18 protein-coding genes, 1 tRNA gene and 1 riboswitch are annotated in these 21,357 nt (G+C 51.2%); of the genes, 6 read left to right on the top strand and 13 right to left on the bottom strand.

The window, feature by feature from the left end; all coding sequences use genetic code 11:
- Positions 1–3: 3 nt before the first annotated feature.
- The 8 genes from QMD03_05230 to QMD03_05195 form a co-directional block, all read right to left on the bottom strand.
- Positions 4–624, bottom strand: coding sequence for a 50S ribosomal protein L25/general stress protein Ctc (locus QMD03_05230; protein MDI6776632.1), 621 nt, complete (start codon positions 622–624; stop codon positions 4–6).
- An 8-nt stretch (positions 625–632) separates the two neighbouring features.
- Complete coding sequence (locus QMD03_05225; GenBank protein MDI6776631.1) at positions 633–1,574, bottom strand: ribose-phosphate pyrophosphokinase; 942 nt, start codon at positions 1,572–1,574, stop codon at positions 633–635.
- 23 nt (positions 1,575–1,597) lie between these two features.
- Positions 1,598–1,672: transfer RNA gene (locus QMD03_05220), tRNA-Gln, on the bottom strand.
- 151 nt (positions 1,673–1,823) lie between these two features.
- Entirely contained in the window at positions 1,824–2,663 is an 840-nt protein-coding gene (gene ispE, locus QMD03_05215; protein MDI6776630.1) for a 4-(cytidine 5'-diphospho)-2-C-methyl-D-erythritol kinase, read from the bottom strand.
- Positions 2,660–3,088, bottom strand: coding sequence for a DUF1844 domain-containing protein (locus tag QMD03_05210; GenBank protein MDI6776629.1), 429 nt, complete (start codon positions 3,086–3,088; stop codon positions 2,660–2,662). The genes ispE and QMD03_05210 overlap by 4 nt, the downstream gene beginning before the upstream one ends.
- Positions 3,089–3,233: 145 nt before the next feature.
- Entirely contained in the window at positions 3,234–4,088 is an 855-nt protein-coding gene (htpX, locus tag QMD03_05205; GenBank protein ID MDI6776628.1) for a zinc metalloprotease HtpX, read from the bottom strand.
- A gap of 15 nt (positions 4,089–4,103) precedes the next feature.
- Entirely contained in the window at positions 4,104–6,692 is a 2,589-nt protein-coding gene (gene clpB, locus QMD03_05200) for an ATP-dependent chaperone ClpB (protein MDI6776627.1), read from the bottom strand.
- Positions 6,693–6,699: 7 nt separating this feature from the next.
- Complete coding sequence (locus QMD03_05195; GenBank protein ID MDI6776626.1) at positions 6,700–7,572, bottom strand: diadenylate cyclase; 873 nt, start codon at positions 7,570–7,572, stop codon at positions 6,700–6,702.
- Between the two features lie 300 nt (positions 7,573–7,872).
- Here QMD03_05195 and QMD03_05190 point away from each other — a divergent pair, with 300 nt between their 5' ends.
- The 6 genes from QMD03_05190 (at position 7,873) to alaS (ending at position 14,703) form a co-directional block, all read left to right on the top strand.
- On the top strand, positions 7,873–8,316 hold the full coding sequence (locus tag QMD03_05190; protein ID MDI6776625.1) for a phosphatidylglycerophosphatase A: 444 nt from the start codon (positions 7,873–7,875) through the stop codon (positions 8,314–8,316).
- An 88-nt stretch (positions 8,317–8,404) separates the two neighbouring features.
- Positions 8,405–9,694 carry a competence/damage-inducible protein A gene (locus QMD03_05185; protein MDI6776624.1) on the top strand — a complete coding sequence of 430 codons (1,290 nt, stop codon included), beginning with the start codon at positions 8,405–8,407 and terminating at the stop codon, positions 9,692–9,694.
- On the top strand, positions 9,654–10,238 hold the full coding sequence (gene thpR, locus QMD03_05180; GenBank protein ID MDI6776623.1) for an RNA 2',3'-cyclic phosphodiesterase: 585 nt from the start codon (positions 9,654–9,656) through the stop codon (positions 10,236–10,238). The genes QMD03_05185 and thpR overlap by 41 nt, the downstream gene beginning before the upstream one ends.
- Positions 10,239–10,568: 330 nt before the next feature.
- Complete coding sequence (gene recA, locus QMD03_05175; GenBank protein MDI6776622.1) at positions 10,569–11,582, top strand: recombinase RecA; 1,014 nt, start codon at positions 10,569–10,571, stop codon at positions 11,580–11,582.
- Positions 11,583–11,591: 9 nt separating this feature from the next.
- Positions 11,592–12,116, top strand: a complete 525-nt coding sequence (locus tag QMD03_05170; GenBank protein MDI6776621.1) for a regulatory protein RecX — start codon at positions 11,592–11,594, stop codon at positions 12,114–12,116.
- Complete coding sequence (gene alaS / locus QMD03_05165; protein MDI6776620.1) at positions 12,070–14,703, top strand: alanine--tRNA ligase; 2,634 nt, start codon at positions 12,070–12,072, stop codon at positions 14,701–14,703. Before QMD03_05170 ends, alaS begins: the two co-directional genes overlap by 47 nt.
- Before the next feature lie 111 nt (positions 14,704–14,814).
- Here the strand turns inward: alaS and QMD03_05160 are convergent, their stop codons facing one another.
- From QMD03_05160 to QMD03_05140, 5 genes are all read right to left on the bottom strand, one after another.
- The gene (locus QMD03_05160) at positions 14,815–15,693 is read right to left on the bottom strand and encodes a transposase (protein ID MDI6776619.1); all 879 of its coding nucleotides are present in this window, start codon (positions 15,691–15,693) and stop codon (positions 14,815–14,817) included.
- 240 nt (positions 15,694–15,933) lie between these two features.
- Positions 15,934–17,304, bottom strand: a complete 1,371-nt coding sequence (locus QMD03_05155; GenBank protein ID MDI6776618.1) for an HD domain-containing protein — start codon at positions 17,302–17,304, stop codon at positions 15,934–15,936.
- A 317-nt stretch (positions 17,305–17,621) separates the two neighbouring features.
- Complete coding sequence (locus QMD03_05150; protein MDI6776617.1) at positions 17,622–18,395, bottom strand: sulfide-dependent adenosine diphosphate thiazole synthase; 774 nt, start codon at positions 18,393–18,395, stop codon at positions 17,622–17,624.
- Positions 18,396–18,444: 49 nt separating this feature from the next.
- Entirely contained in the window at positions 18,445–19,818 is a 1,374-nt protein-coding gene (gene thiD, locus QMD03_05145; GenBank protein MDI6776616.1) for a bifunctional hydroxymethylpyrimidine kinase/phosphomethylpyrimidine kinase, read from the bottom strand.
- A 9-nt stretch (positions 19,819–19,827) separates the two neighbouring features.
- Entirely contained in the window at positions 19,828–20,544 is a 717-nt protein-coding gene (locus QMD03_05140) for a thiamine diphosphokinase (GenBank protein MDI6776615.1), read from the bottom strand.
- Between the two features lie 49 nt (positions 20,545–20,593).
- Positions 20,594–20,682: riboswitch (TPP riboswitch) on the bottom strand.
- Positions 20,683–21,357 lie beyond the last annotated feature (675 nt).

Genomic DNA, 21,357 nt, shown 5'->3' with positions numbered 1-21,357 from the left:
ACCTTACTCTTTTTCCTCTGCGGACGATTTAGATTCATCTTCCTTTTCAGTTTCAGCAACGACTCTCGGGGCTGTCACCATGGCGATCACCGCATCTTCAGGATCAAGAATAGTTACACCATCCACCGGCTTAATGTCACGTACCTTGATCGCGTCGCCGATACGAAGCCCGCTGACATCCACCTCAATAAATGCGGGGAGTACTGCCGGAAGGCAGGAAACTTTCAGTTCTCTTTTCAAATGTTGAAAATTGCCCCCCTCTTCAATACCTACAGGCTTCCCTATAAAATGAAGAGGTATATCAAAGACAAGCTTATCATCCATACTGATTTCACAAAAATCAGCATGATAAAATCTTCCCGTGATCGGATTGGTCTGGAGCTCTTTGAGGACCGAAAACTTTTCCATCTTCCTATCCTGATCATCAATGACGAGCTTGATGAATACATTCTCTTCTTTTTCTCTTATCAACTTCAGCAGCGCGGAAGAATTTATTGACAACAGCATCGTCTCCGTCCTCGGTCCGTAAAAAACTGCCGGGATCAACCCTTCCCTTTTCAATCTTCTCGCCGGTCCCTTTCCAGATTCCTTGCGGATACAGGCCCTTAACTCACTTGCCTTCATTTATCCTCCTAAATAAAAAGCGAACTGACCGAATCATTGTAGTAAATCCTTCTCACTGCCTCACTTAGCAATCCAGCAACAGAGAGGACCTTAATGCGACCGCAGGCTTTTGCTTTTTCCTGCAGAGGGATCGTATCCGTGACCACAACCTCTTTTATGCAGGAATTTTCAATCCTCTCTATGGCCAGCCCCGAAAGAACAGAATGGGTGCAACAGACGAAAATCTCAGTGGCGCCTTCCTCCTTCAGGGCTTCGGCTCCCCCTACCACGGTTCCTGCTGTATCAATCATATCGTCGAAAATGATGACTTTTTTACCCCTTACATTACCGATGATATTCATGACCTGCGCCTCATTCGGCCCTTCTCTTCTCTTATCAATGATGGCAAGGGTTGCCCCTAACCTCTTACCAAACGCCCTTGCCCTTTCAACACCACCGGTGTCCGGGGAAACGATGACAATGTTGTCCTCATAGTTTCTCTTGATGTATTCTAAAAGGACGGGGGTGGCGAATAGGTTATCAACAGGGATATTAAAAAACCCCTGAATCTGGCCGGCATGGAGATCCAGGGAGAGAACACGGTTGGCCCCCGCCGTGGTGATCAGATCGGCAACAAGTTTTGCCGAAATCGGTGCCCGGGGAGCCACCTTTCTATCCTGTCTGGCATAACCGTAATAAGGAATAACGGCCGTGATACGATCCGCAGATGCCCTCTTCATGGCATCAATCATGATGAGCAGTTCCATGCAGGTTACATTGACCGGTGTGCAGGTAGACTGAATAATGAAAACATCCATACCCCGGACGTTTTCATTGATTTCCACCATCGTTTCACCGTCACTGAAAGTAGTCACATTGGCCCTTCCGAGGGGGACCCCCAGATTTTCACAGATCCTTTCCGCCAGAGCCAAATTTGCGTTACCGGAAAAAATTCTTATTCTTTCAAGCATCTAAATCCTTTCAAGACAACAACTGGCTGGGGCGGGAGGATTCGAACCTCCGTATGCAAGAACCAAAATCTTGTGTCTTACCACTTGACGACGCCCCATCCCTTTAAGTCATCAGTCATAAGTCGTCAGTCATAAGTCGTATGTCGTACATCTTATATCGAGGACTTATGACCTACGACTTAGACCACGACGGAGCGTGGCCCTCCTTTTATGACGTATGACTTACGACGTACGACTTACGACTTTTATTTAGATAGAATGTGCCATCAATACAGACCACGTCCCCCTTCCCACTTCTTCCAAGGCCTTTTTTGCCTTTAGCGCTGCCTCTGCCTCTAAAAATATGCCAAAAACGGTCGGCCCACTGCCCGACATTAGGGTACCCAAAGCTCCATGTGTCAGTAAAATATCCTTTAAGTGCCGTAAGAGGGGATATATGTTCAGCGTCACATCCTCCAGATCATTACGTAGTCCTTTCACTAAATCGTTTACTGTCTGAAGTTGCGGGATGGTATAATTTATTGATCCTTTTGTCAATCTTAAATTTAGATTTTCATAAACCATCTCTGTGGAGATGGCGAAGCGGGGATTTATCAGGACAAACCACAGGGGAGGGATGTTGTCCGCCGCCTGAAGGCGATCGCCAATGCCGAAAGCCCATGCCGTCTTGCCAAAAATAAAAAAGGGGACATCTGCCCCCAATTTTGCCCCTATCTTCATCAAGTCATCTCTGCTGTAGTGGAACCCGAATATCTCGTTCATGGTCATCAGTGTCGTGGCCGCATTGGAACTTCCCCCACCTAAGCCTGCCGCGATGGGGATTCTTTTTTTGATGGTAATTTCAATACCGGACGCACAGGAAGCATAAGAAAAAAGGGCCATTGCTGCCCTGTAAACAATGTTATCCTCATTTTCCGGCAGGGAGTCCGGACATTTTACCACAATGCCCCTCTCGATAGGTGAAAACGTCATTTCATCATAGAGACTTATCCTTTGCATCAGGGTTGCGATGTCATGATAGCCGTCTTTCCGCTTGCGAAATACGCAAAGGTACAGGTTCACCTTTGCCGGTGATAGTTTTCTGATCATTGTCCGGTTTTTTCCTTCACATACCTCAACCTCAACTCGTAAAGTATGCCATCTAACACGGATTTCTCGTTGTCATCGAGATTTCCTTCCGTTTTACTTTTTAACATGCCCAGTATATCAATGGTCTGTTTTGCAGCAGAGAGATTTTTCCGCGCTTCTTTTGTCGCCGGATCGGGGAAATCACCAAAATGATACATCGCTGTCGTACTCAAAGAGAGCACAAAGCTTGCAAAGTTAACCTCTGGATAATTCTCTTCACGCTGCTGTCCCTGTTGTTCCGCCTCCGGCGGCGGGACCTGTCCTTTTTCTGTTTTCTCGCCGGGACCTGTTTCTTTTGCTTCGGCGGGTTCTTCCTTACGCACTTCTCCCGATTCATCAAAGGTGCGCTTATCCCTCACCACAAACCCCTTTTTCTCCTCTTCCATGAAATATATACCTCCTTAAGGACGCTTAGCCGTAAAATTCTTGCTCTTTGTGGCAAGAAATGAATTCAAAACTTGATGAGTTTGAAGTTTGAAGTGAGCTAAAGTTAGAGAAACTTTACCCTAACTTTAGGCACATTGCCAGTTGTTACCGCGGCCTCATACCCTTCAGTCTGGCGATCCTTTCCTCGATGGGGGGGTGGGTGCTGAAGAGATTCATCAGAGATCTCCCCCCCGTCAGGGGGCTTACAATAAACATGTGGGCCGTTGATGGGTTTGCCTTCATGGGGATCGCCTGTGAGGCCCCCGCCATTTTCTCGAGGGCGCTTGCCAGACCATAAGGTTTTCTTGATATCTGCGCCCCGCCATCATCGGCAAGGTACTCCCGGGAGCGGGAGATCGCCATCTGAATCAGCGTTGCCGCAAGAGGCGCCAGAATGGCCATGATGATGAGACCGAAGATACCGCCACCGCCTTCTTCATCGCTGTCACGACTTGCCCCCCCGAAGATCGCCGCCCATTGTGCCATGTGGGCCAGCATGACAATGGCTCCGGCCAGCGTTGCGGCGATGGAACCGATGAGGATGTCCCTGTTTTTGATGTGGGTCAGCTCGTGAGCGATAACACCTTCCAACTCTTCCCTGTTCAGGATCCTCAATATCCCCTCTGTCACGGCCACGACGGCATGATTCTCATTTCGCCCCGTGGCGAAGGCGTTTGGCGCATCACCAGGGACAATGTAGACCCTGGGCATGGGAAGGGATGCCTTTAAAGCTAAATCCTTTACAATAGAGTAGAGTTCAGGGGTCTGGCCTTCCGATACCTCCTGGGCACGATACATGCGCAGGACTATTTTATCTGAAAACCAGTAGCTCCCAAAGTTCATCACCATAGCAAAGATAAAGGCGATGATGACTCCCTGCTGACCGCCGAAGTATCCCCCGATCAGCATTAAAAGTCCCGTCAGGGCGCCCAATAACAAAGCTGTTTTTATAGTATTCATGCTGCACCTCCGATACTATTCTTTCCTAAAAATCATCTCTCCGCTCTCTGTCGCGTCAACGGTGATACGATCACCATCGGCAAACGTCCCCTTCAGGATCTTCATCGCCAGGTTATCGAGGATCAATTTCTGGAGGGCCCGCTTCAATGGTCTTGCCCCATAAACAGGACTATAGCCGGCGCTGGCTATATAACTTCTTGCACCTTCTGTCAAGGCAAGGCTCAATTTCCGTCCTTCAAGCCTCTTCTGAATCAGACCGATTTGAATCTCAATGATACGATCTATGTCAGCGAGGGAAAGCGCCCGGAAAGTGATAATATCGTCTATTCTATTGAGGAATTCCGGTTTAAAGGCGGCCTTCAAGGCCTCCATGGTCCTGGTTCGTTTCTCCTCCTCCCTGAGGGAAGGATCCTGTATCCATTGCCCGCCGATGTTGGAGGTCATGATCACGATGGTATTCTTGAAATCCACTGTCCGGCCGTGGCCGTCGGTCAATCTCCCGTCATCCAGGATCTGCAACAGGATATTAAACACATCGGGATGGGCTTTTTCTATCTCATCAAACAGCAGGACGGAATATGGCCTTCTCCTTACCGCTTCGGTAAGGTAGCCCCCTTCGTCGTATCCTACGTATCCGGGGGGTGCACCGATCAATCTGGCGACGGAATGCTTCTCCACAAACTCGGACATATCAATCCTGATCATGGCATGTTCATTGTCGAACATGAATTCGGCGAGCGCCCGGGCAAGCTCCGTTTTACCGACACCTGTAGGTCCCATGAAGATGAAGGAGCCTATCGGTCTATTGGGGTCCTGAAGTCCTGAACGGGCCCTCCTCAGGGCGCTGGAAACGGCTTGAATGCCCTCATCCTGGCCGACAACCCTGAGTTTAAGCCTATCTTCCATCTGGATTAATTTCTGGATATCCGTTTCCATCATCCGCGCCACGGGGATACCAGTCCAGTTTGCCACGACCTCCGCCACATCTTCCGCATCCACCTCTTCCTTCAGCATTTTTGTGTCTCTCTGGATTTCTGAGAGTTTTATCTGTTCCTGTTCCAGTTCCCTATTAAGTTCAACAAGTTTCCCGTAACGGATCTCCGCCGCCCTGGCAAGGTCTCCATCCCTCTGGGCATTTAATTCCTCCGTCTTATACGCCTCCATCTTTCCCTTGATTTCCTGGATCCTCTTGATTGCTTCCTTTTCACTTGCCCAGTGCAGTTTCATCCTGTCCATGGATTCCTTAAGTTCTGCCAGTTCCCTGTCAATCTTGTCACGCCTTTCCACAGATGTCCTGTCTGTTTCATTTTTCAGCGACTGTCGCTCAATTTCTAATTGGATCACCTTCCTCTCCAGCGCATCAATTTCCGCCGGCATGCTGTCCAGTTCGATCCTCAGGCGTGAGGCGGCCTCATCAATCAGATCAACCGCCTTGTCCGGTAAAAACCGGTCGCTGATATACCGGTGGGAAAGAGTGGCCGCGGCAATAATCGCCGCATCCTTGATTCTTACGCCGTGGTGGACTTCGTAACGCTCCTTGAGGCCGCGCAGGATGGCAATAGTATCCTCCACTGTCGGTTCCTTCACAAGGATGGGCTGGAACCGCCGTTCGAGGGCGGGGTCTTTTTCAATGTGTTTTCGGTACTCATTGAGAGTAGTAGCGCCCACACAGCGCAACTCTCCCCTGGCAAGGGCAGGTTTCAACATATTGGATGCATCAACGGCTCCCTCAGCCGCGCCGGCGCCCACAACAGTGTGTATCTCATCTATAAAGAGGATAATTTCGCCCTGGGCCTCCGTCACTTCCTTGAGAACCGCCTTCAATCTCTCTTCAAATTCTCCCCGGTATTTTGCGCCTGCCACGAGCGCCCCGATGTCGAGGCCAACGACCCGCTTATTTTTCAAATTCTCCGGTACATCGCCGTTAACGATACGCTGGGCCAGACCTTCCGCGATGGCGGTTTTTCCAACCCCCGGTTCTCCGATGAGAACGGGGTTGTTCTTTGTCCTCCGGGAAAGAACCTGCATGATCCTTCTGATCTCCTCATCTCTTCCGATGACAGGATCGAAGGCGCCCTTGCGGGCCAGTTCATTGAAGTCTCTTGCATAGCGTTTCAGGGCCTGGTATTTCTCCTCCGGGTTGGGATCGGTAATTCTCTGAGACCCCCTGATTTCTACAAGGACCTTAAAAATATTGTCCTTTGTGACCCCCGCACTGCGAAGGATATCTGCGGCCCGTCCCTCTTTTTCATCAGTAATCGCAATCAGGATGTGCTCAGCGCTTACATACTCATCCCTTAATCGCGCCGCCTCGGTAAGGGCGCTGTCCATCACCTTATTTAATCTGGGGGTTATGTAGGTCTGGCCGACGCCGGCGCCGGCGACTTTCGGCAGCCCCTCCAGCGCTCTTTTGATTTCACCTTCAATATGCCGGGGATCCGCCCCTAATTTCTTCAGTATCTCACCGGTAATCCCTTCCGGCTGTTTAAGGAACGCCTGCAGAAGATGTTCCACATCTATCCCCTGTTGTCCGTAGCTGTTTGTTAGAGTCTGGGCCTCCTGGATGGCCTCCTGAACCTTTAAGGTAAATTTGTCAAATCTCATAATGCCTCTATTCTATAGGTTTCTCAATACTTACAAATATCTTTCCGTTTTTGAATACAGTAACATTGCCTGTAGATTCCGATAAAACAACGGCGATAGCATGGGTAACGCTTGAGATACCGGCAGCGGCAATATGCCTGCTTCCGAGACCACGGGGGAAATCCTTGCTCTCCAAGGCCGCATTGAGATGCCTCCCCGCCGTCACAATGGCGCCATTATCTTTGATAATGAAGGCGCCGTCAATGGCCGAAAACTCTTTAATCGTCTCCTCCATATCGGGATTGAGGATATTTCTTTCCTCTTCGGGGTACCCCATGAAGGGATTGATGATCATCTGTCTCGAGAGTTGCAGCGCCTTTTCATGATCTCCCAGGATAAAGATGGTGCCCGCCTTCCGGCCCTCTCTTCCCTGAGCGGCCAGTTCAAGGGCTATATTCAGGACGGCGCCGAAAACTTCAGGATAGACCCCTTCAATAATATCTGTCATGTCTTTGGAAGTCAGGATCTCAAACTCTTTGCCCACATCAATGACAAACATACTGTCCACATAGCCAAACCTGGGAACGCCGGTAAGACAAACTAATTTGTCCCCCTTCTTGAATAAGCCCGTGGCGATGCCTTTGGTAATGGCGATTTTTATCTGACCGACCCTTGTTAGATTCACATTGGGGACATTTATTAGTATCAGTCCTGAATCTTTAAATTTTTCCGGTATCTCCTCGCTCCCCTTCGTAACCAGGATCAAGTCAAAACTCGTTTTTTGCTCAGCCGAAATCGGGAGATCCGAAGCCACATCGGCGTAGAGCAGGACGGCCCTGGCTTCTATCTCAGAGGCAAGGCGACAGGCAAAATCAAAGAAGGTTCTGTTGATTGAAATCATCTATTTATCCCATTCCTGCTTAATTTTGTAAGCTTTCCCTCTTCATCTATCGGCTTTTAGCCGATGAACCAAAAGCTAAATTCATATGTAGATTAACCATAAATGTCGCATATGTCAAGGCATGGGCCTGTATTTCAAATCGTGAAGTTAGAGGTAAGTAGGGGGATTTTTTATGGTCGTATCAAAACAATTGACAGGGTTGGGAAAAGGGGGTAATTTGATTGCCATTACACCGGCTGATAAGTTGAAGGGTCCAATGCCCGTCTGTTTTAAAAGAGGTGTTTTCTGGTTGAAAAGCTTATAAAATTTACGGCCACAGGGTTCGGCAGTGGATTCGTACCCCTTGCTCCCGGAACTGCGGGGACGATTGTTGGTATACCCATATATCTGATCTTTTCATTTCTGTCCTGGCCCTATTACCTGGTAACGATACTGGTCTTTACCTGTCTGGCATGGTATCTGTCCCGACGGGCGGAGAAGATATTCGACGAAAAGGATTCGCCGCACATCGTGATTGATGAAATTGTTGGCCTCCAGTACACTATGTTTCTGGTTGCCCCCACCGTTTTGCACGTATTTTTGGGTTTCCTTCTGTTCCGGTTCTTTGACATTGTCAAATGTTTTCCCGCCAGCTATTTCGAGAGGAAGCTTCCAGATGGTTACGGAGTCGTGGCAGACGACATCGTGGCTGGCATCTATAGCAATATGGTTCTTTTGTTCCTCACTGAGTTCTGGGGTATATGAGACATACCTTTGGCTTACAGGATGATAAAATTGTTGTTGCAGAGGCGTTTCCCTGCTTAAAGCAGGGCTGTGAGAAAGGTATTTTTAGATGAAGGTTGGCATACTGACCATCGGTAATGAATTAACCAGTGGAAAGACGCAGGATACGAATTCCTCTTTTATCGCCCGTGAGTTGAATGTCCAGGGATGGCAGGTATCGCTGATGATGTCCGTCGGTGACGATGAAAATACCATTGGGGGCGGACTGAACTATATTATGGGTATTTCCGATGCCGTGATCGTAACCGGTGGTCTCGGTCCCACGGCCGATGACATTACCACGGCGGCCATCGCCAGGGCCTTTGATCTCAAGCTCCACACCGATGAGGCTGTCCTCAGACATATCCAGGGCCTCTTCGAGAAGCATCGTCTTAGATGGACGTCAAACAATGCCAAACAGGCCGTGTTTCCGGAGGGTGCCGAAACAATCTGTAATCCCATAGGAACGGCCTGGGGATTCTCCCTGAAAAGGAACGGCAGGATCATTGCCGTCATTCCCGGTGTCCCTGTTGAGGTCAAGAGGATGCTACCGGAGGGTGTAATTCCTCTCTTCAGGAGGGAATTTACGGAGAAGGCGCAGTATATCGAAAGCAGAATCATCAAGTTGTTTGGCATCGCTGAGGCGGGTGTAGATCAGGCACTGGCCGATGTTGATCTTGTTAGTCTGGGAGTGAGTATTGGATTCTATCCCAACTTTCCGGAAAACCATGTTGTCCTCATCGCCAGACATGCCACCGAAACAGAGGCAAAGGAGAAGCTCCGGGAAGCGGAAGGATATGTTAAAGACAGACTCCAGGATTACATCTTTGCCTATGATCACGATACCCTCGAAGGTGTTGTTGCCTCCCTGCTAACAGGCAAGAAGCTGACCCTTGCCGTGGCCGAATCATGTACCGGCGGGCTGATTACCGATCGTCTGACAGATATACCGGGGAGCTCTGCCTTTCTCGAGTGGGGGGTGGTTACCTACAGCAATGTAGCCAAGACCGAACTCCTCGGGGTTCCCGGGCAAGTTCTACATGAGTTCGGTGCCGTGAGTGAGCAGACGGCTATTCTCATGGCGGAAGGGGTGAGGAAACTCGGGAAGACAGACCTGGGACTGGCCGTAACGGGGATTGCGGGTCCCACAGGGGGGACAGAGGAAAAGCCGGTGGGTACCGTTTTTATCGCTCTTGCGGACGGGAAAAGAACCATCTGCCACCATTCTTTTTACCGGTGGGACAGGAGAAGGATCAAGATGATCTCCTCCCAGTCGGCGCTCATGATGCTCAAAAGATACCTCACCGGGGAGATTAGAGATGACCGAAGAAAAGACGATAAGGGCATTTGTGGCCATTGAGCTGCCCGGGGAGATCAGAAACGAGATTGTAGGTATTCAGAACCGTCTGAAGAAAACAATCCATGGGGTTATCCGCTGGGCGAGACTGGAAGGGATGCATCTGACACTGAAATTTTTTGGCAATATTTCCGGGGATGACGTGGTAAATATCAGCCGGGTAGTGGAGAAGACTGTGGCCGATGTCAAGCCACTTTCCCTGAGTGTCAAAGCCGTCGGGGTATTTCCGGATGTAATGCGGCCTCGTGTCATCTGGCTTGGGATAAATGGCGATGTGGTGCCGTTGAGCAATCTCCAGAAGGTCATGGATCGCGGTTTTCAGGATTATGGTTTTAAAAGGGAGGAAAGGCCCTTCCGGCCGCATCTAACGCTGGGAAGGATTAAGTCGCCGAAAGGGGTGATTGGCCTGGCCGCGGTTGTGGAAGGGGGAGGGAATTACGTTGCAGGACAGTTTCAGGCCGATGGACTCACCCTTCTCAAGAGTGAACTGACACCGGGGGGGGCCATTTATACAAAACTGGCCTGGTTTCCCTTTCGGGGGATATAAGTCGTAAGTCTTGAACAATATCAAATGACCAAAACGCAGAATTCAAAACAACGCAGGTAGGATAAAGATGAGAGCTTTGCAAAATTGAAAATTGGCTTCAGAAAGGGCGGATCAAAGATTTTTTCGGGGAGGGGGGCTCTGCCATCGCAGCGAAGCGCCCGCCAGGGCAACTGTTTGAAGGCGAAGCCTGAGTTTTGCCCTGGCAGCAAAACTAAATGATCCATGGTCGAAAAAAGATTTTGAAGCCCTGATGAAGGCAATTTTCAAAGCTCTCAAGATGTTTTGAACATTTGAATTTGGGGTTTTGAATTTGTCAAAATGGAGGTAATCATGGGATCAGATCTGGATAGAGAAAAGACGTTGGAGCTTGCCATCACTCAAATCGAGCGGCAGTTTGGAAAGGGTTCCATCATGAGACTGGGTGGCGGAGAACAGATTTCAGATGTTCCGGTAATATCCACCGGTTCACTCGGTCTCGACATCGCCCTCGGTACAGGGGGGATTCCCCGGGGGAGGGTTGTGGAGATATTTGGTCCCGAGTCCGGTGGCAAGACCACCCTGGCCCTCCATATCGTGGCAGAGGCGCATAAACAGAATGGCCTGGCTGCCTTCATTGACGCCGAACATGCCCTGGATGTTACCTATGCGAGGAAGATCGGTGTAAATACGGATGACCTCCTCATCTCTCAGCCCGATACGGGTGAACAGGCCCTCGAGATCGCCGAGACCCTTGTAAGAAGCGGAACCCTGGATGTCCTTGTCATTGATTCTGTGGCTGCCCTTGTGCCCAAAGCGGAGCTGGAAGGGGAAATGGGGGATGCCCAGATGGGACTCCAGGCGAGATTGATGTCCCAAGCACTCCGCAAGCTCACAGCCACGATCAGTAAATCCAAAACCACGGTGATTTTCATCAATCAGTTAAGGATGAAGATAGGGGTTTTCTTTGGCTCCCCGGAGACGACAACGGGCGGAAATGCACTCAAATTTTACGCTACCATGCGCCTCGACATCAGGAAGGTAAGCCCTATCAAAGTGGGACAGGATATCATTGGTATCAGAGCAAAGGTCAAAGTGGTAAAGAACAAGTTGGCGCCCCCCTTCAGGGAAACGGAATTTGACATTATCTTCGGGGAAGGCATTTCGAGAGAGGGGGGTATCCTCGATCTTGCCACGGACAATGACATTGTTGAAAAGAGTGGCGCCTGGTATTCGTACAAGGGTGAGAGAATCGGTCAGGGAAGGGATAATACCAGGGCATTCCTCAAGGAAAATAAAGACCTCGCGAGAGAGATCGAGGAGGCAGTACGGGAAAAGTTTGGATTTAAGACAAGGGAGGCGGGATAAGAGGCGGTAATGGAGGACGACCTCCTTCTTGAAAGGGCAAGGGAGAAGGCCTTTCGTTTTCTTTCGATACGGGCAAGGAGCAGGAAGGAGTTACGGGCAAGGCTGAAGGAGAAGGGTTTTGACAACCCTGTCGTGGACAGGGTCTTGGATTATCTCCTCGAACGGGGATACCTGGACGACGCATCCTTTGCCCGGCAGTGGGCTCGTAACCTTGCGGTAAACAGACTCCTCGGAAATCGAAGGATCGAGATGAGCCTCCGGGAAAAGGGGATTCCCAGTGAATTGATTGGGGAGGCCGTCGCCGGCGCCCGGGAAGAAATCTCCGAGAGGGAGGCCATCGGGAAACTGATCGGTAAAAAGGGAAAGGACCGGAAGGTCACCGACCCGAAGGAACTGAGAAGATTGGGAAGGAGCCTGGTGGGGAAAGGTTTCCCGCCAGGCCTGGTTTTTGATATCTTGGAGACGGCAGGAGAGGAATCTTTGTGTAATGATGAGAGCGATGGACATCAGGGAGAGTTTTTTGAGATACTTTGAGGGAAAGGACCATACACGGGTCTTGAGTTCATCCCTCGTCCCGAAAGACGATCCGTCCATCCTCTTTACCAATTCAGGGATGGTGCAGTTTAAGAACTGTTTCCTCGGCAGGGAGGAGCGCCCCTACAAAAGGGCGGTAACCGCTCAGAAATGCGCCAGGGCGGGAGGGAAGCACAACGATCTGGAAAATGTAGGGATTACCTCGCGTCATCACACTTTCTTTGAGATGTTGGGAAATTTCTCCTTCGGCGATTACGGGAAAGAAGAGGCCATCACCTGGGGATGGGAGTACCTTACCAGGGTCGTGGGCCTTCCGAGAGAGAAACTCTGGGTGACCATTTACCGAGATGATGAGGAAGCATTTGCCATCTGGCATAAGAAAATCGGTCTCCCTCCGGAACGCATTGTGCGTATGGGGGGAGAAAGCAATTTCTGGATGATGGGGGAGACCGGTCCCTGTGGTCCCTGCTCCGAGATCATCTACGACCAGGGGGAAGGGACGGGATGCGGTAAACCTGCATGCAATATTAACTGCGATTGTGACCGTCACCTCGAGCTTTGGAATCTGGTCTTTACCCAGTTCGATCGTGATGCCTCCGGCAGGATGACCCCGCTGCCGAGACCCAGTATTGACACGGGTATGGGCCTTGAGCGCCTGGCGACGGTTATCCAGGGCGTCACGAGTAATTACGATACCGACCTGTTTTGCGCAATCGTCCGTTTTATTGAGAAGATCAGCGGGAAAAATTACAGGGCGAGTGAAAGGGACGATATATCCATCAGGGTTATCGCCGATCACAGCCGGGCCGTTACTTTCCTGGTCGGCGATGGTGTTCTTCCCGCCAACGAGGGACGGGGGTATGTCTTGAGGAGGATCCTGAGACGGGCGGCACGCCACGGGAAACTTATCGGCCTTGAGAAACCGTTCCTCCACAAGGTGGCCGGGGTGGTGATTGATGTGATGAAAGACGCCTACCCTGACCTTACCGAAAAGACATCCTTCATCAGGAAGGTGGTGGCAAACGAGGAGCAGCGTTTCACGGAAACCCTCGATGCCGGTTTGAGAATCCTCCAGGAGGAGATAACATCACTGATAAGAGCGGGGAAAAATGTTGTCCCCGGCGCGGTGGTTTTTAAACTTTACGATACCTATGGTTTCCCCACCGACCTGACAGTGGATATTGTCCGGGATGATGGCCTCTCCGTTGACATGGAGGGATTCCATAGGGCGATGGAGACCCAGCGGGAGAGGGCGAGGGAATCCTGGAAGGGTAGCGGTGAAGAGGCCGCGGCAGAGCATTACCAGAAGCTCTCTAACCGTGGTATCAGCTCTGCATTTACCGGCTACGGGGGAGTTATCGAAGACCTGTCGCGTATCGTAGCCATCCTGAAAAAGGGACAACCCGTGGAAACGGCAACGGAAGGGGAAGATGTCGAGATCATTGTCGAGAGGACTCCTTTCTATGGCGGGAGCGGCGGACAGATGGGAGATACCGGTTTCATGGAGGGCGGTGCATTTCGCTTTGAGGTACTGGCTACCCTGAGACCCCTCGATAATCTCATTACCCATTCAGGAAAGGTTAAGAAAGGTGAAGGGAAGGTAGGAGACACTGTTCACTTAGTGGTTGATGAGGAGAGGAGGAGGGCGACGGAGGCCAATCACTCCGGCACACATATCCTCCAGGCGGCACTGAAGGCTGTCCTGGGAGATCATATTAAACAGGCCGGTTCCCTCGTCTCCCCGGAACGCCTCCGTTTCGATTTTACGTACTTTTCCCGGGTGGGGGATGACGAGTTGGAACGCATTGAAACCCTGGCCAACCAATACATCAGGCAAAACATTCCCGTAAACACCGATATCTTATCCCTTGAGGAGGCCATGAAAACAGACGCCACGGCAGTCTTCGGCGAGAGATACGGGGAGGAGGTCAGGATCGTCAGGATAGGCGATATCAGCAAGGAGTTGTGCGGGGGAACGCATGTCGCGAGGACCGGCGCAATCGGCCTCCTGAAGATAATCCATGAATCGTCAGTCGCCGCGGGAGTAAGGCGTGTCGAGGCCCTCACGGGGAGAGAAGCCGTCAGGTACGTGCGCGGCATGGAAAAAGAACTGAGGGAGACGGCCGATCTCCTGAAGGTCAATCCCTTTGAACTGGCGGAAAGGACGGAAAAGCTTCTCCGCCACCAGAGGGACCTGGAAAAGGAGATCGAGGCGCTCAAGGCGAAACTGACAACGAGAGATTCCTTCGATCTTTTGAGCAACCTCAGAGAGATCAAAGGTGTTCCCGTTCTCGCCGCCCTGGTGGAAGCGGCGGATGCCAAGACACTCCGTGATTTTGGCGACAAGCTCAGGGACAGGCTCCCCTCGGGCATCATCCTCCTCGGCAGTGAAACGGAGGGAAAGGCCATGCTCCTGTGCCTAGTGACGAAAGATCTGACCGCCCGCTACCATGCCGGAAGGATCATCAAGGAAATCGCTCCCCTCGTGGGGGGAAGCGGCGGCGGGCGGCCCGACATGGCCCAGGCTGGCGGATCAGCCCCGGAAAACCTGGGGCAGGCCCTCTCCAAGTTGCAGGAAATACTCTAAGCCGTCTTCGCGGCCCACATCCCTGGGAATTAGAGAATTAGGAAAATTAGGGAAATTAGAGGGAAATTAGGGTCAGGTCTTTTCTTTGGAAGTAGGAATTAGGAATTAGGGTCAGGTCTTTTCTTTTGGTATTAGGCTTTTCCCCGCTCCCCGTAGCAAATTGCTTATCGTCGAATAATGCATAACCAGGTACCGGGCAATTTCACTCTGCCGATAACCGTATCTCTCAACAGCTTCCAGTATCTTCCTGTCACGATTCTCTTTGTCTTTTATTATAATCTCTGGGAATATTTTTTCAAGTGCCGGTCTGTTCACATATCGCTGGCCTTTTGGTATCTCGATCACGTCTTTATGTTTTTTGAAATGATCAATGAGGCTGCCAATAAATTCATCTTCACCGAGTATGGCCTGCCCCTTAACACCTGACCAGATCGATTCTTTTCCGATACCCTCTTGGACAAACTGCCGGTATTCCTTCTCTGCCTCTCCTCTTTTTCCGCTGAATTGCCCGAGTATCCAGTCTGTGGTAAGGTAGGGATGTGGCTGTTCCTTGCCGACCGTGGCGCGGTAACTGGACCACTTCCAGTCCTCCGGTTGTCCAACCGTCCTGGCACGGACGGGGTTTAAGACGATATATCGGCAGGCTTCGAGGAGGTGACTGTCTTTCTGGATGAGGATAGCCTTGTATCTCCCCTGGAAGAGGTGACCGGTTCTCCTGTGCCGATTATTAAAAAACTGGGTGTAGACACCGTTTAGCTGCCGCATACCGATGGAGAGGTTGCCATCCGGGGTCTCGATGAGAAGGTGGTAGTGGTTGTCCATAAGGCAGTAGGAGTGACAGATCCAGTTATATCGATTATTGGCACGCTGTAGGGTGGAGAGAAAACCCTCACGATCATGATCGTCTTTGTAAATGGCCTTTCTTTCGTTTCCCCGGCTTGTGATATGATAGACAGCGCCAGGGTATTCTATGCGAAGTGGGCGTGCCATGATGGCGGTACTTTATCATAACCCGTCGGAAATGTCAAGATAAAAGACCTGACCCCGATTTTGCCGATTTTGGATTTTGCGATTTTGCGCCCCCGATTTTGCCCGCCCCGATTTCCTAAGAGTCAACAGAATTTTGCGTCTTGTGAGTAAATTCAGGGAAACTTCCCGTGTTTCCTGTCCTGTTCCCGATCCTGCTGCCCGATGTTGTTCCTTTAATTGTTGACCCGATGATTGACTATCTCAGGGGTTCGGGAAAGAAGATTCACGTCCCCAGCGAGTCATCACCAGCCTGCGGGCTTCATCCCCGGTAAGTATCTCACCGTCGAGCTGCGCATCCTCAACAGCCTTCAGGATCTCACTGAAGATGGGGCCGGGGCGAAAGCCCATGGCGATGAGGTCATGGCCGGTGATCAGACGCGGCGGGTGCAGTTCCTCTGTGGCAAGTTCGGCAAGCTTTGTCTTGCAGAACTTGTAGTTGTCGAGAAAACCGTGGCTTCCCAGGCAATCGAGGCGGTGAAGTTCAAGATGAAGGTCGAAGCGGGGCTTCCTGAGCAGACGTTTCAACTTATTGGGGCGCATCTCCTTTATATGGATGAAGAGCATGTGGCAGTGGACAAGGTCAATGATCGTCTCCATATCTGCACGGGAAAATCTGAGCCGCTGCAGGATAGCGCCGGCGATCTCCTCTCCCCTGCGGACGTGACCGTAGAAATGGACGCCTGATTCGTCCTCGGAACGTGTACAGGGCTTCCCTATGTCGTGCATGACGACACCCCAGGCGAGGCAGGCATCGGCCTCTTTACCCGCCCCGCCGGGCAACAGGTCGAGCATCCGCAGGGTGTGTTCCCAGACATCGCCTTCGGGATGGAATGTTGGCGGCTGGACGACACCACGCATCGCCTCGACCTCGGGAAGGAGGACGGCAAGAAGGCCGGTAGCGGCAAGGAGTTTCATCCCGCGCCGCGCCCCACCGCCGGTGAGAAGACGGGTCAGTTCTTCACGGGTGCGTTCCGCGCTGATGCGGCGGATGGCGGGGACATGCCGCTTGACAGCATCAAGGGTCTGCTGATCAATTTCAAAGCCAAGGTTGGCGGCAAAGCGGACGGCACGGAGCACCCGCAGGTAATCCTCGGAGAAACGCTCTTCAGGTTCACCGATTGTGCGGATGAGGCGACGCTCAATATCCTGACAGCCACCCACATAGTCAATGATGCGGCCTGTCTCTATCTCCAACAGGAGACCATTTACGGTGAAGTCCCGGCGGTAGACATCCTCCTTGGCCGTGGCAAATTTTACCTGAGAGGGTCTCCGCCCATCTTCATGACCATCCTCGGTGCGGAATGTTGCCACTTCGTAGCTTCGTCCCCCTTCAATGACGAGGACAACACCGAAGCTCACCCCCACCGGCACCGTGTGAGGAAACAGCGCCTGGACCTCATCGGGTCGGGCGGAGGTGACAATATCGTAGTCCACCGGTTCGATACCCCGCAGGAGGTCGCGCACACAGCCGCCGACGAGATAGGCTTCATGACCAGCCCGCTGCAACTGGCGGACAATACCGGCCGCTGCCTCACCAGAGACAGGTATCTTATCAATAGTATCAACGGTCAAATTCAAACCTTCCGAGACCTTAAGCCCTCTCTAAGCAAGGGGCAAGGGACTATAGGCCGTAGCCCATAACCTGAAATTAAAGCAGCAGCAAATTGGGCTGAAGAGAACTTTGCGAGACTGAAAATTGGCTTCGAAAGGGCAAATGCAAGATTTTTTTCGCAACTATTCTTCGCGAAGCGAAACGGCCGCAAAGGCAAATGTTTGAGCGCGCAGCGCGAGTTGTTGCCTTTGCAGTGGAGCGAGCGTTAGAATGGTCGAAAAAAGATTTTGAGCCCTTGTGAAGTCAATTTTCAAAGGTCCCGCTGAAGTTCAATTTTTTAGCCACTGGCAATAATCAGTTCGGCAACCTTCTTCCCTGAAAGGAGCATGCCACCGAAGATGGGACCCATCCTGGGGCCGCCGAAGGCCGCATTGGCCGACATCCCGGCTACATATACGCCGGGGCAGATCTCTCTTGTATTTTCCAGAGTCAACTGTTCTGCCCTGTCCGCCCACATGGAACGCTCACCCATCAAGGCCCCGCTTGGCGTGTTAAATTTTATATCTGTCTTTCGTTCAATCACGCGGAGGACTTCCGTGGCATGACCTGTGGCATCAACGGTAGATTTTGCGGCAATCGCCAGTGGGTCAACATGGAGACCCGTCACCTCGACCGGTGTCCAGTTAATCACAAGACCGATCACCCGTCCTTCACGGATCATCACATCCTCCACGGTGATACAATTAAAGACCCTGGCCCCCGCCTTTGTTGCATAGGAACAAATCGTACTGACCGCCTCGATGGCATCGGCGCTGTAGTAACCATGTTCATACTCCCTTGTGCGTACGTCAAACAGATCGAGGAGTTCCCTGGCCTCCGGTTGCACGATGATCTCGTTGAACATCATACCGCCGCCCCACATGCCGCCGCCGATGCTCAGTTTTTTCTCAAATATCGCCACCTTTTTTCCGGCTTTCGCCAGGAAATAGCCGGCCACGAGACCGGCGGGACCACCTCCCACGATAGCTGTATCCACTTCCGTGCAGGCGAGCAGCTTCTCCGAGAACCGCTCTATAATCGCTTTCGTGATGGTAATTTCATTCAATTCCATATTATCCTTTCCTCCTAAAACATCAGTCGTCAGTCGTCAGTCATACGACTTACGACCTATGACTTACGACTTTCAATTTCCTTACCAGATTTAAAACCTTATCCACAACATCATGAGGGTCCTTCCCGAGGACCCGGATCATCGGCTCTTTCCCCACATCGCCCCTGTCAAAGATGATATCGGGAACCTTTTCCCTCTTTGCCAGGACAGTCTCCGTTCCCCATTCGAGGGAGGAACCATCTCTCTCTTTCATCTCAGGCGGTTCGCCTGCCCGACTGAAATGGGCGATGTCATACCCCAAGGCCTGGCATATCTTTACAATATCTTCCGAAAACCGGATATTCATCGCCGCACGATATTCACTGTTGTACCTCAAAACGGTGAGGATGATCTTTGCGATATGTGAAGAGGCGCCGAAAGCCGGCTCACAGAGGGTTGCCACCTCATCTCCGATCCGGATAATCCTGCCCGGAACAGCCGCCACTTCCTCGATCCCCCTGGCGCCGGGAAGGGCATAGCCGAGGTTTGACTGTACCTCCGGGATGACATGACCGCATTTTTCCCCCTTCAATCTTTGCAGGGCGGCCTTCAGCTCATCAAGACAGCGATAACGTTCCACCTCCCGTAAAAGAGGGGCGAGATGGTTCGTTGGTCCCTGCCCCCCACCGATACGATAGGAAAACCTGATGGTCTCTGTGATATACTTTTTTGCCTCTTCCACGGCCTCAAAAACACTCTTCCCCATGGCAAGACCGGTGGCAATAGCGGCGGAATAGGTGCACCCGGTACCATGCGTGTCTTTAGTATCAATCCTCTCAGAGGAAAACTCGTAAAAATTCTTCCCGTCATAGAGGATGTCCCTGGCGTGCGTGACATCGGCATCCATCAGATGCCCCCCTTTGACCAGTACATTCTCTGCCCCCAGATCATAAATGACCCGCGCCGCTTCTCTCATCCCGTCGAGGGAGGCAATCTTTATCCCGGAGAGGACCTCGGCTTCGGAAATATTCGGTGTCACCACAAGGGCCAGAGGGATCAGTTCCCTGATCAGGTCATCCCTGACCTCACCCTTGATCAGCGGCGTTCCCCCTTTGGCTGCCATTGCCGGATCAACAACAAGCTTTTCAACGCTGTATTCCCTAATGCCGTCTGCCACTACCTCTATTATCCCGGAGTTGACAAGCATACCGGTCTTGGCTGCATCTATGCCTATGTCCGACGCCACAGAATCAAATTGCCTCTTGACAAATTCCGGGGAGACCTCATGGATGTCCTGGATACCGAGAGTATTCTGGGCTGTCAAGGCGGTGATGACACTCATCCCGAACCCCCCAAGGGAGGCAATCGTCTTCAAATCTGCCTGAATCCCTGCTCCGCCACCGGAATCTGAACCGGCAATGGTTAATATCCTTTTTGGTTTCATCTCCTCAAGTCACCTCGGGGGGAAAACCCCCGCCTTGAAATACCTCACTACGAGCAGATATCCTGAAGCCACGGAAATGACGCCTCTGGCCTCTATCAACCGGTTGCTTACACCGTAGGGCCTTCCGATTTCCATTGTCCCATCTTTGAGAGGATATTCAAATCCCTCCAGGGTTATGCCGGTCACTGCTGACGAAAGGGGAAGAATGGATACCGTCTGCCCCGTCTGCCCCTCAATCACGCAGGAGGCGGTCACAACAAAAGCCTCACACCATTCATCCACCAATTTTATCCTTATGCCCCTCTCTGCACCCAGAATAAGGAGGGAGATGTTGGCCAGGGTATGATCAACCCTTCCCCCGAGGGCGCCAAAGATCCATACCTCTTCCGGGTTCATCCCCAAGGCATATTCGAGGGCCAGTTGTGTATCTGTTTCCTCCTTTTCCTTAGGGCGCCTGATGATCCGACTTCCCCGTTCCTCGAAGTACTTTTCTTTCTCAGGATCGAGAGAATCCATGTCTCCGATGATAACATCGGGAATCAGACCGTGGGAAGGAAGATGGCGTACTCCACCGTCGGCGCAGATTATCTCTGCTCCTCTATGCGCCTTTAGTTTTGCATGTAAAAGCGCAAGATCCAGGACCTGGCCTCCGGAAATCACAAATACTATTCTTTTTGCCATGGAAAGAGACGACGGTCTCCTCTCTGCCAAATAAAAAAGAGCCATACCTTCTTACCACGGGATATGGCCCCTCTGAATATAGAACTTCTGGAAATCGCTCAGATGGCACTCCCTACGCTGGTATGATCCAGTTCAGGTTCAAAGGGTATCTTCTCAGCCTGCGCGGCACCCCTGGATGTATCGAGCTTTTTGTTTCTGTCTATCCTGATCCATTCACAAAGTCAAGTATATTTGTTTGACAATTTCCCTCCGGCAGCAGGAAGCCTTTTCGTATTTTTAGTTGCAGGTCAGACCTTATTATCAACGGACACGGCTACAAAAAAATATCGCAAAATCATAATCATTTCTTGACATTGCAGATTCCTGTAGTATTGTGTTTTATGGAATTAATTACTTCATCCCGTAAATACAAGTTTGAAGATCCACGGCGCGAGCCTGTCATGAGAAAACACGGTCATAAAACGGTGGGCTATCTTACCACAACGGGGATTTTCTTAGTTTTGTAGATAAAGAGCCTTTTGAGGCCGGCGATAACGATATTAAAGACTATTTCCTTTGCTACCCATCTTTTAAAAAGCGGTATTGACCTCAGATACATACAAGAATTATTAAGGCGCCGAAATTCAAAAACACAGAAATCCTACCCACGTAAGTACCAGGGATTTCATGAGAATAAATAATCCATTAGAACAGATTCTTGAAAGAAGGGGGGGGAATAGCCTATAGGAAGTGGAGACGACGACGTCTACACCCTGGAAACCAAAGAAAAGGCGACATTGTCGTCTATGAACAAGATGTACGGAAATCGCTCGCTTCGCTCGCTATTTCCGTACATCGGGCGCCGGGGCTTACGCCCCT

This window comes from Syntrophales bacterium (genome assembly GCA_030018935.1).
Lineage (GTDB): Bacteria > Desulfobacterota > Syntrophia > Syntrophales > CG2-30-49-12 > CG2-30-49-12.
The sequence above is the reverse complement of the archived record's forward strand: the minus strand, read 5'-3'. Positions and strand labels throughout refer to the sequence as shown.

Bases quoted from the DNA above. Each gene is read 5' to 3' on its own strand.
- QMD03_05230 (MDI6776632.1), bottom strand. From the start codon at position 624: ATGAAGGCAAGTGAGTTAAGGGCCTGTATCCGCAAGGAATCTGGAAAG.
- QMD03_05225 (MDI6776631.1), bottom strand. From the start codon at position 1,574: ATGCTTGAAAGAATAAGAATTTTTTCCGGTAACGCAAATTTGGCTCTG.
- ispE (MDI6776630.1), bottom strand. From the start codon at position 2,663: ATGATCAGAAAACTATCACCGGCAAAGGTGAACCTGTACCTTTGCGTA.
- QMD03_05210 (MDI6776629.1), bottom strand. From the start codon at position 3,088: ATGGAAGAGGAGAAAAAGGGGTTTGTGGTGAGGGATAAGCGCACCTTT.
- htpX (MDI6776628.1), bottom strand. From the start codon at position 4,088: ATGAATACTATAAAAACAGCTTTGTTATTGGGCGCCCTGACGGGACTT.
- clpB (MDI6776627.1), bottom strand. From the start codon at position 6,692: ATGAGATTTGACAAATTTACCTTAAAGGTTCAGGAGGCCATCCAGGAG.
- QMD03_05195 (MDI6776626.1), bottom strand. From the start codon at position 7,572: ATGATTTCAATCAACAGAACCTTCTTTGATTTTGCCTGTCGCCTTGCC.
- QMD03_05185 (MDI6776624.1), top strand. From the start codon at position 8,405: ATGAAGGTTGGCATACTGACCATCGGTAATGAATTAACCAGTGGAAAG.
- thpR (MDI6776623.1), top strand. From the start codon at position 9,654: ATGACCGAAGAAAAGACGATAAGGGCATTTGTGGCCATTGAGCTGCCC.
- recA (MDI6776622.1), top strand. From the start codon at position 10,569: ATGGGATCAGATCTGGATAGAGAAAAGACGTTGGAGCTTGCCATCACT.
- QMD03_05170 (MDI6776621.1), top strand. From the start codon at position 11,592: ATGGAGGACGACCTCCTTCTTGAAAGGGCAAGGGAGAAGGCCTTTCGT.
- alaS (MDI6776620.1), top strand. From the start codon at position 12,070: ATGATGAGAGCGATGGACATCAGGGAGAGTTTTTTGAGATACTTTGAG.
- QMD03_05160 (MDI6776619.1), bottom strand. From the start codon at position 15,693: ATGGCACGCCCACTTCGCATAGAATACCCTGGCGCTGTCTATCATATC.
- QMD03_05150 (MDI6776617.1), bottom strand. From the start codon at position 18,395: ATGGAATTGAATGAAATTACCATCACGAAAGCGATTATAGAGCGGTTC.
- thiD (MDI6776616.1), bottom strand. From the start codon at position 19,818: ATGAAACCAAAAAGGATATTAACCATTGCCGGTTCAGATTCCGGTGGC.
- QMD03_05140 (MDI6776615.1), bottom strand. From the start codon at position 20,544: ATGGCTCTTTTTTATTTGGCAGAGAGGAGACCGTCGTCTCTTTCCATG.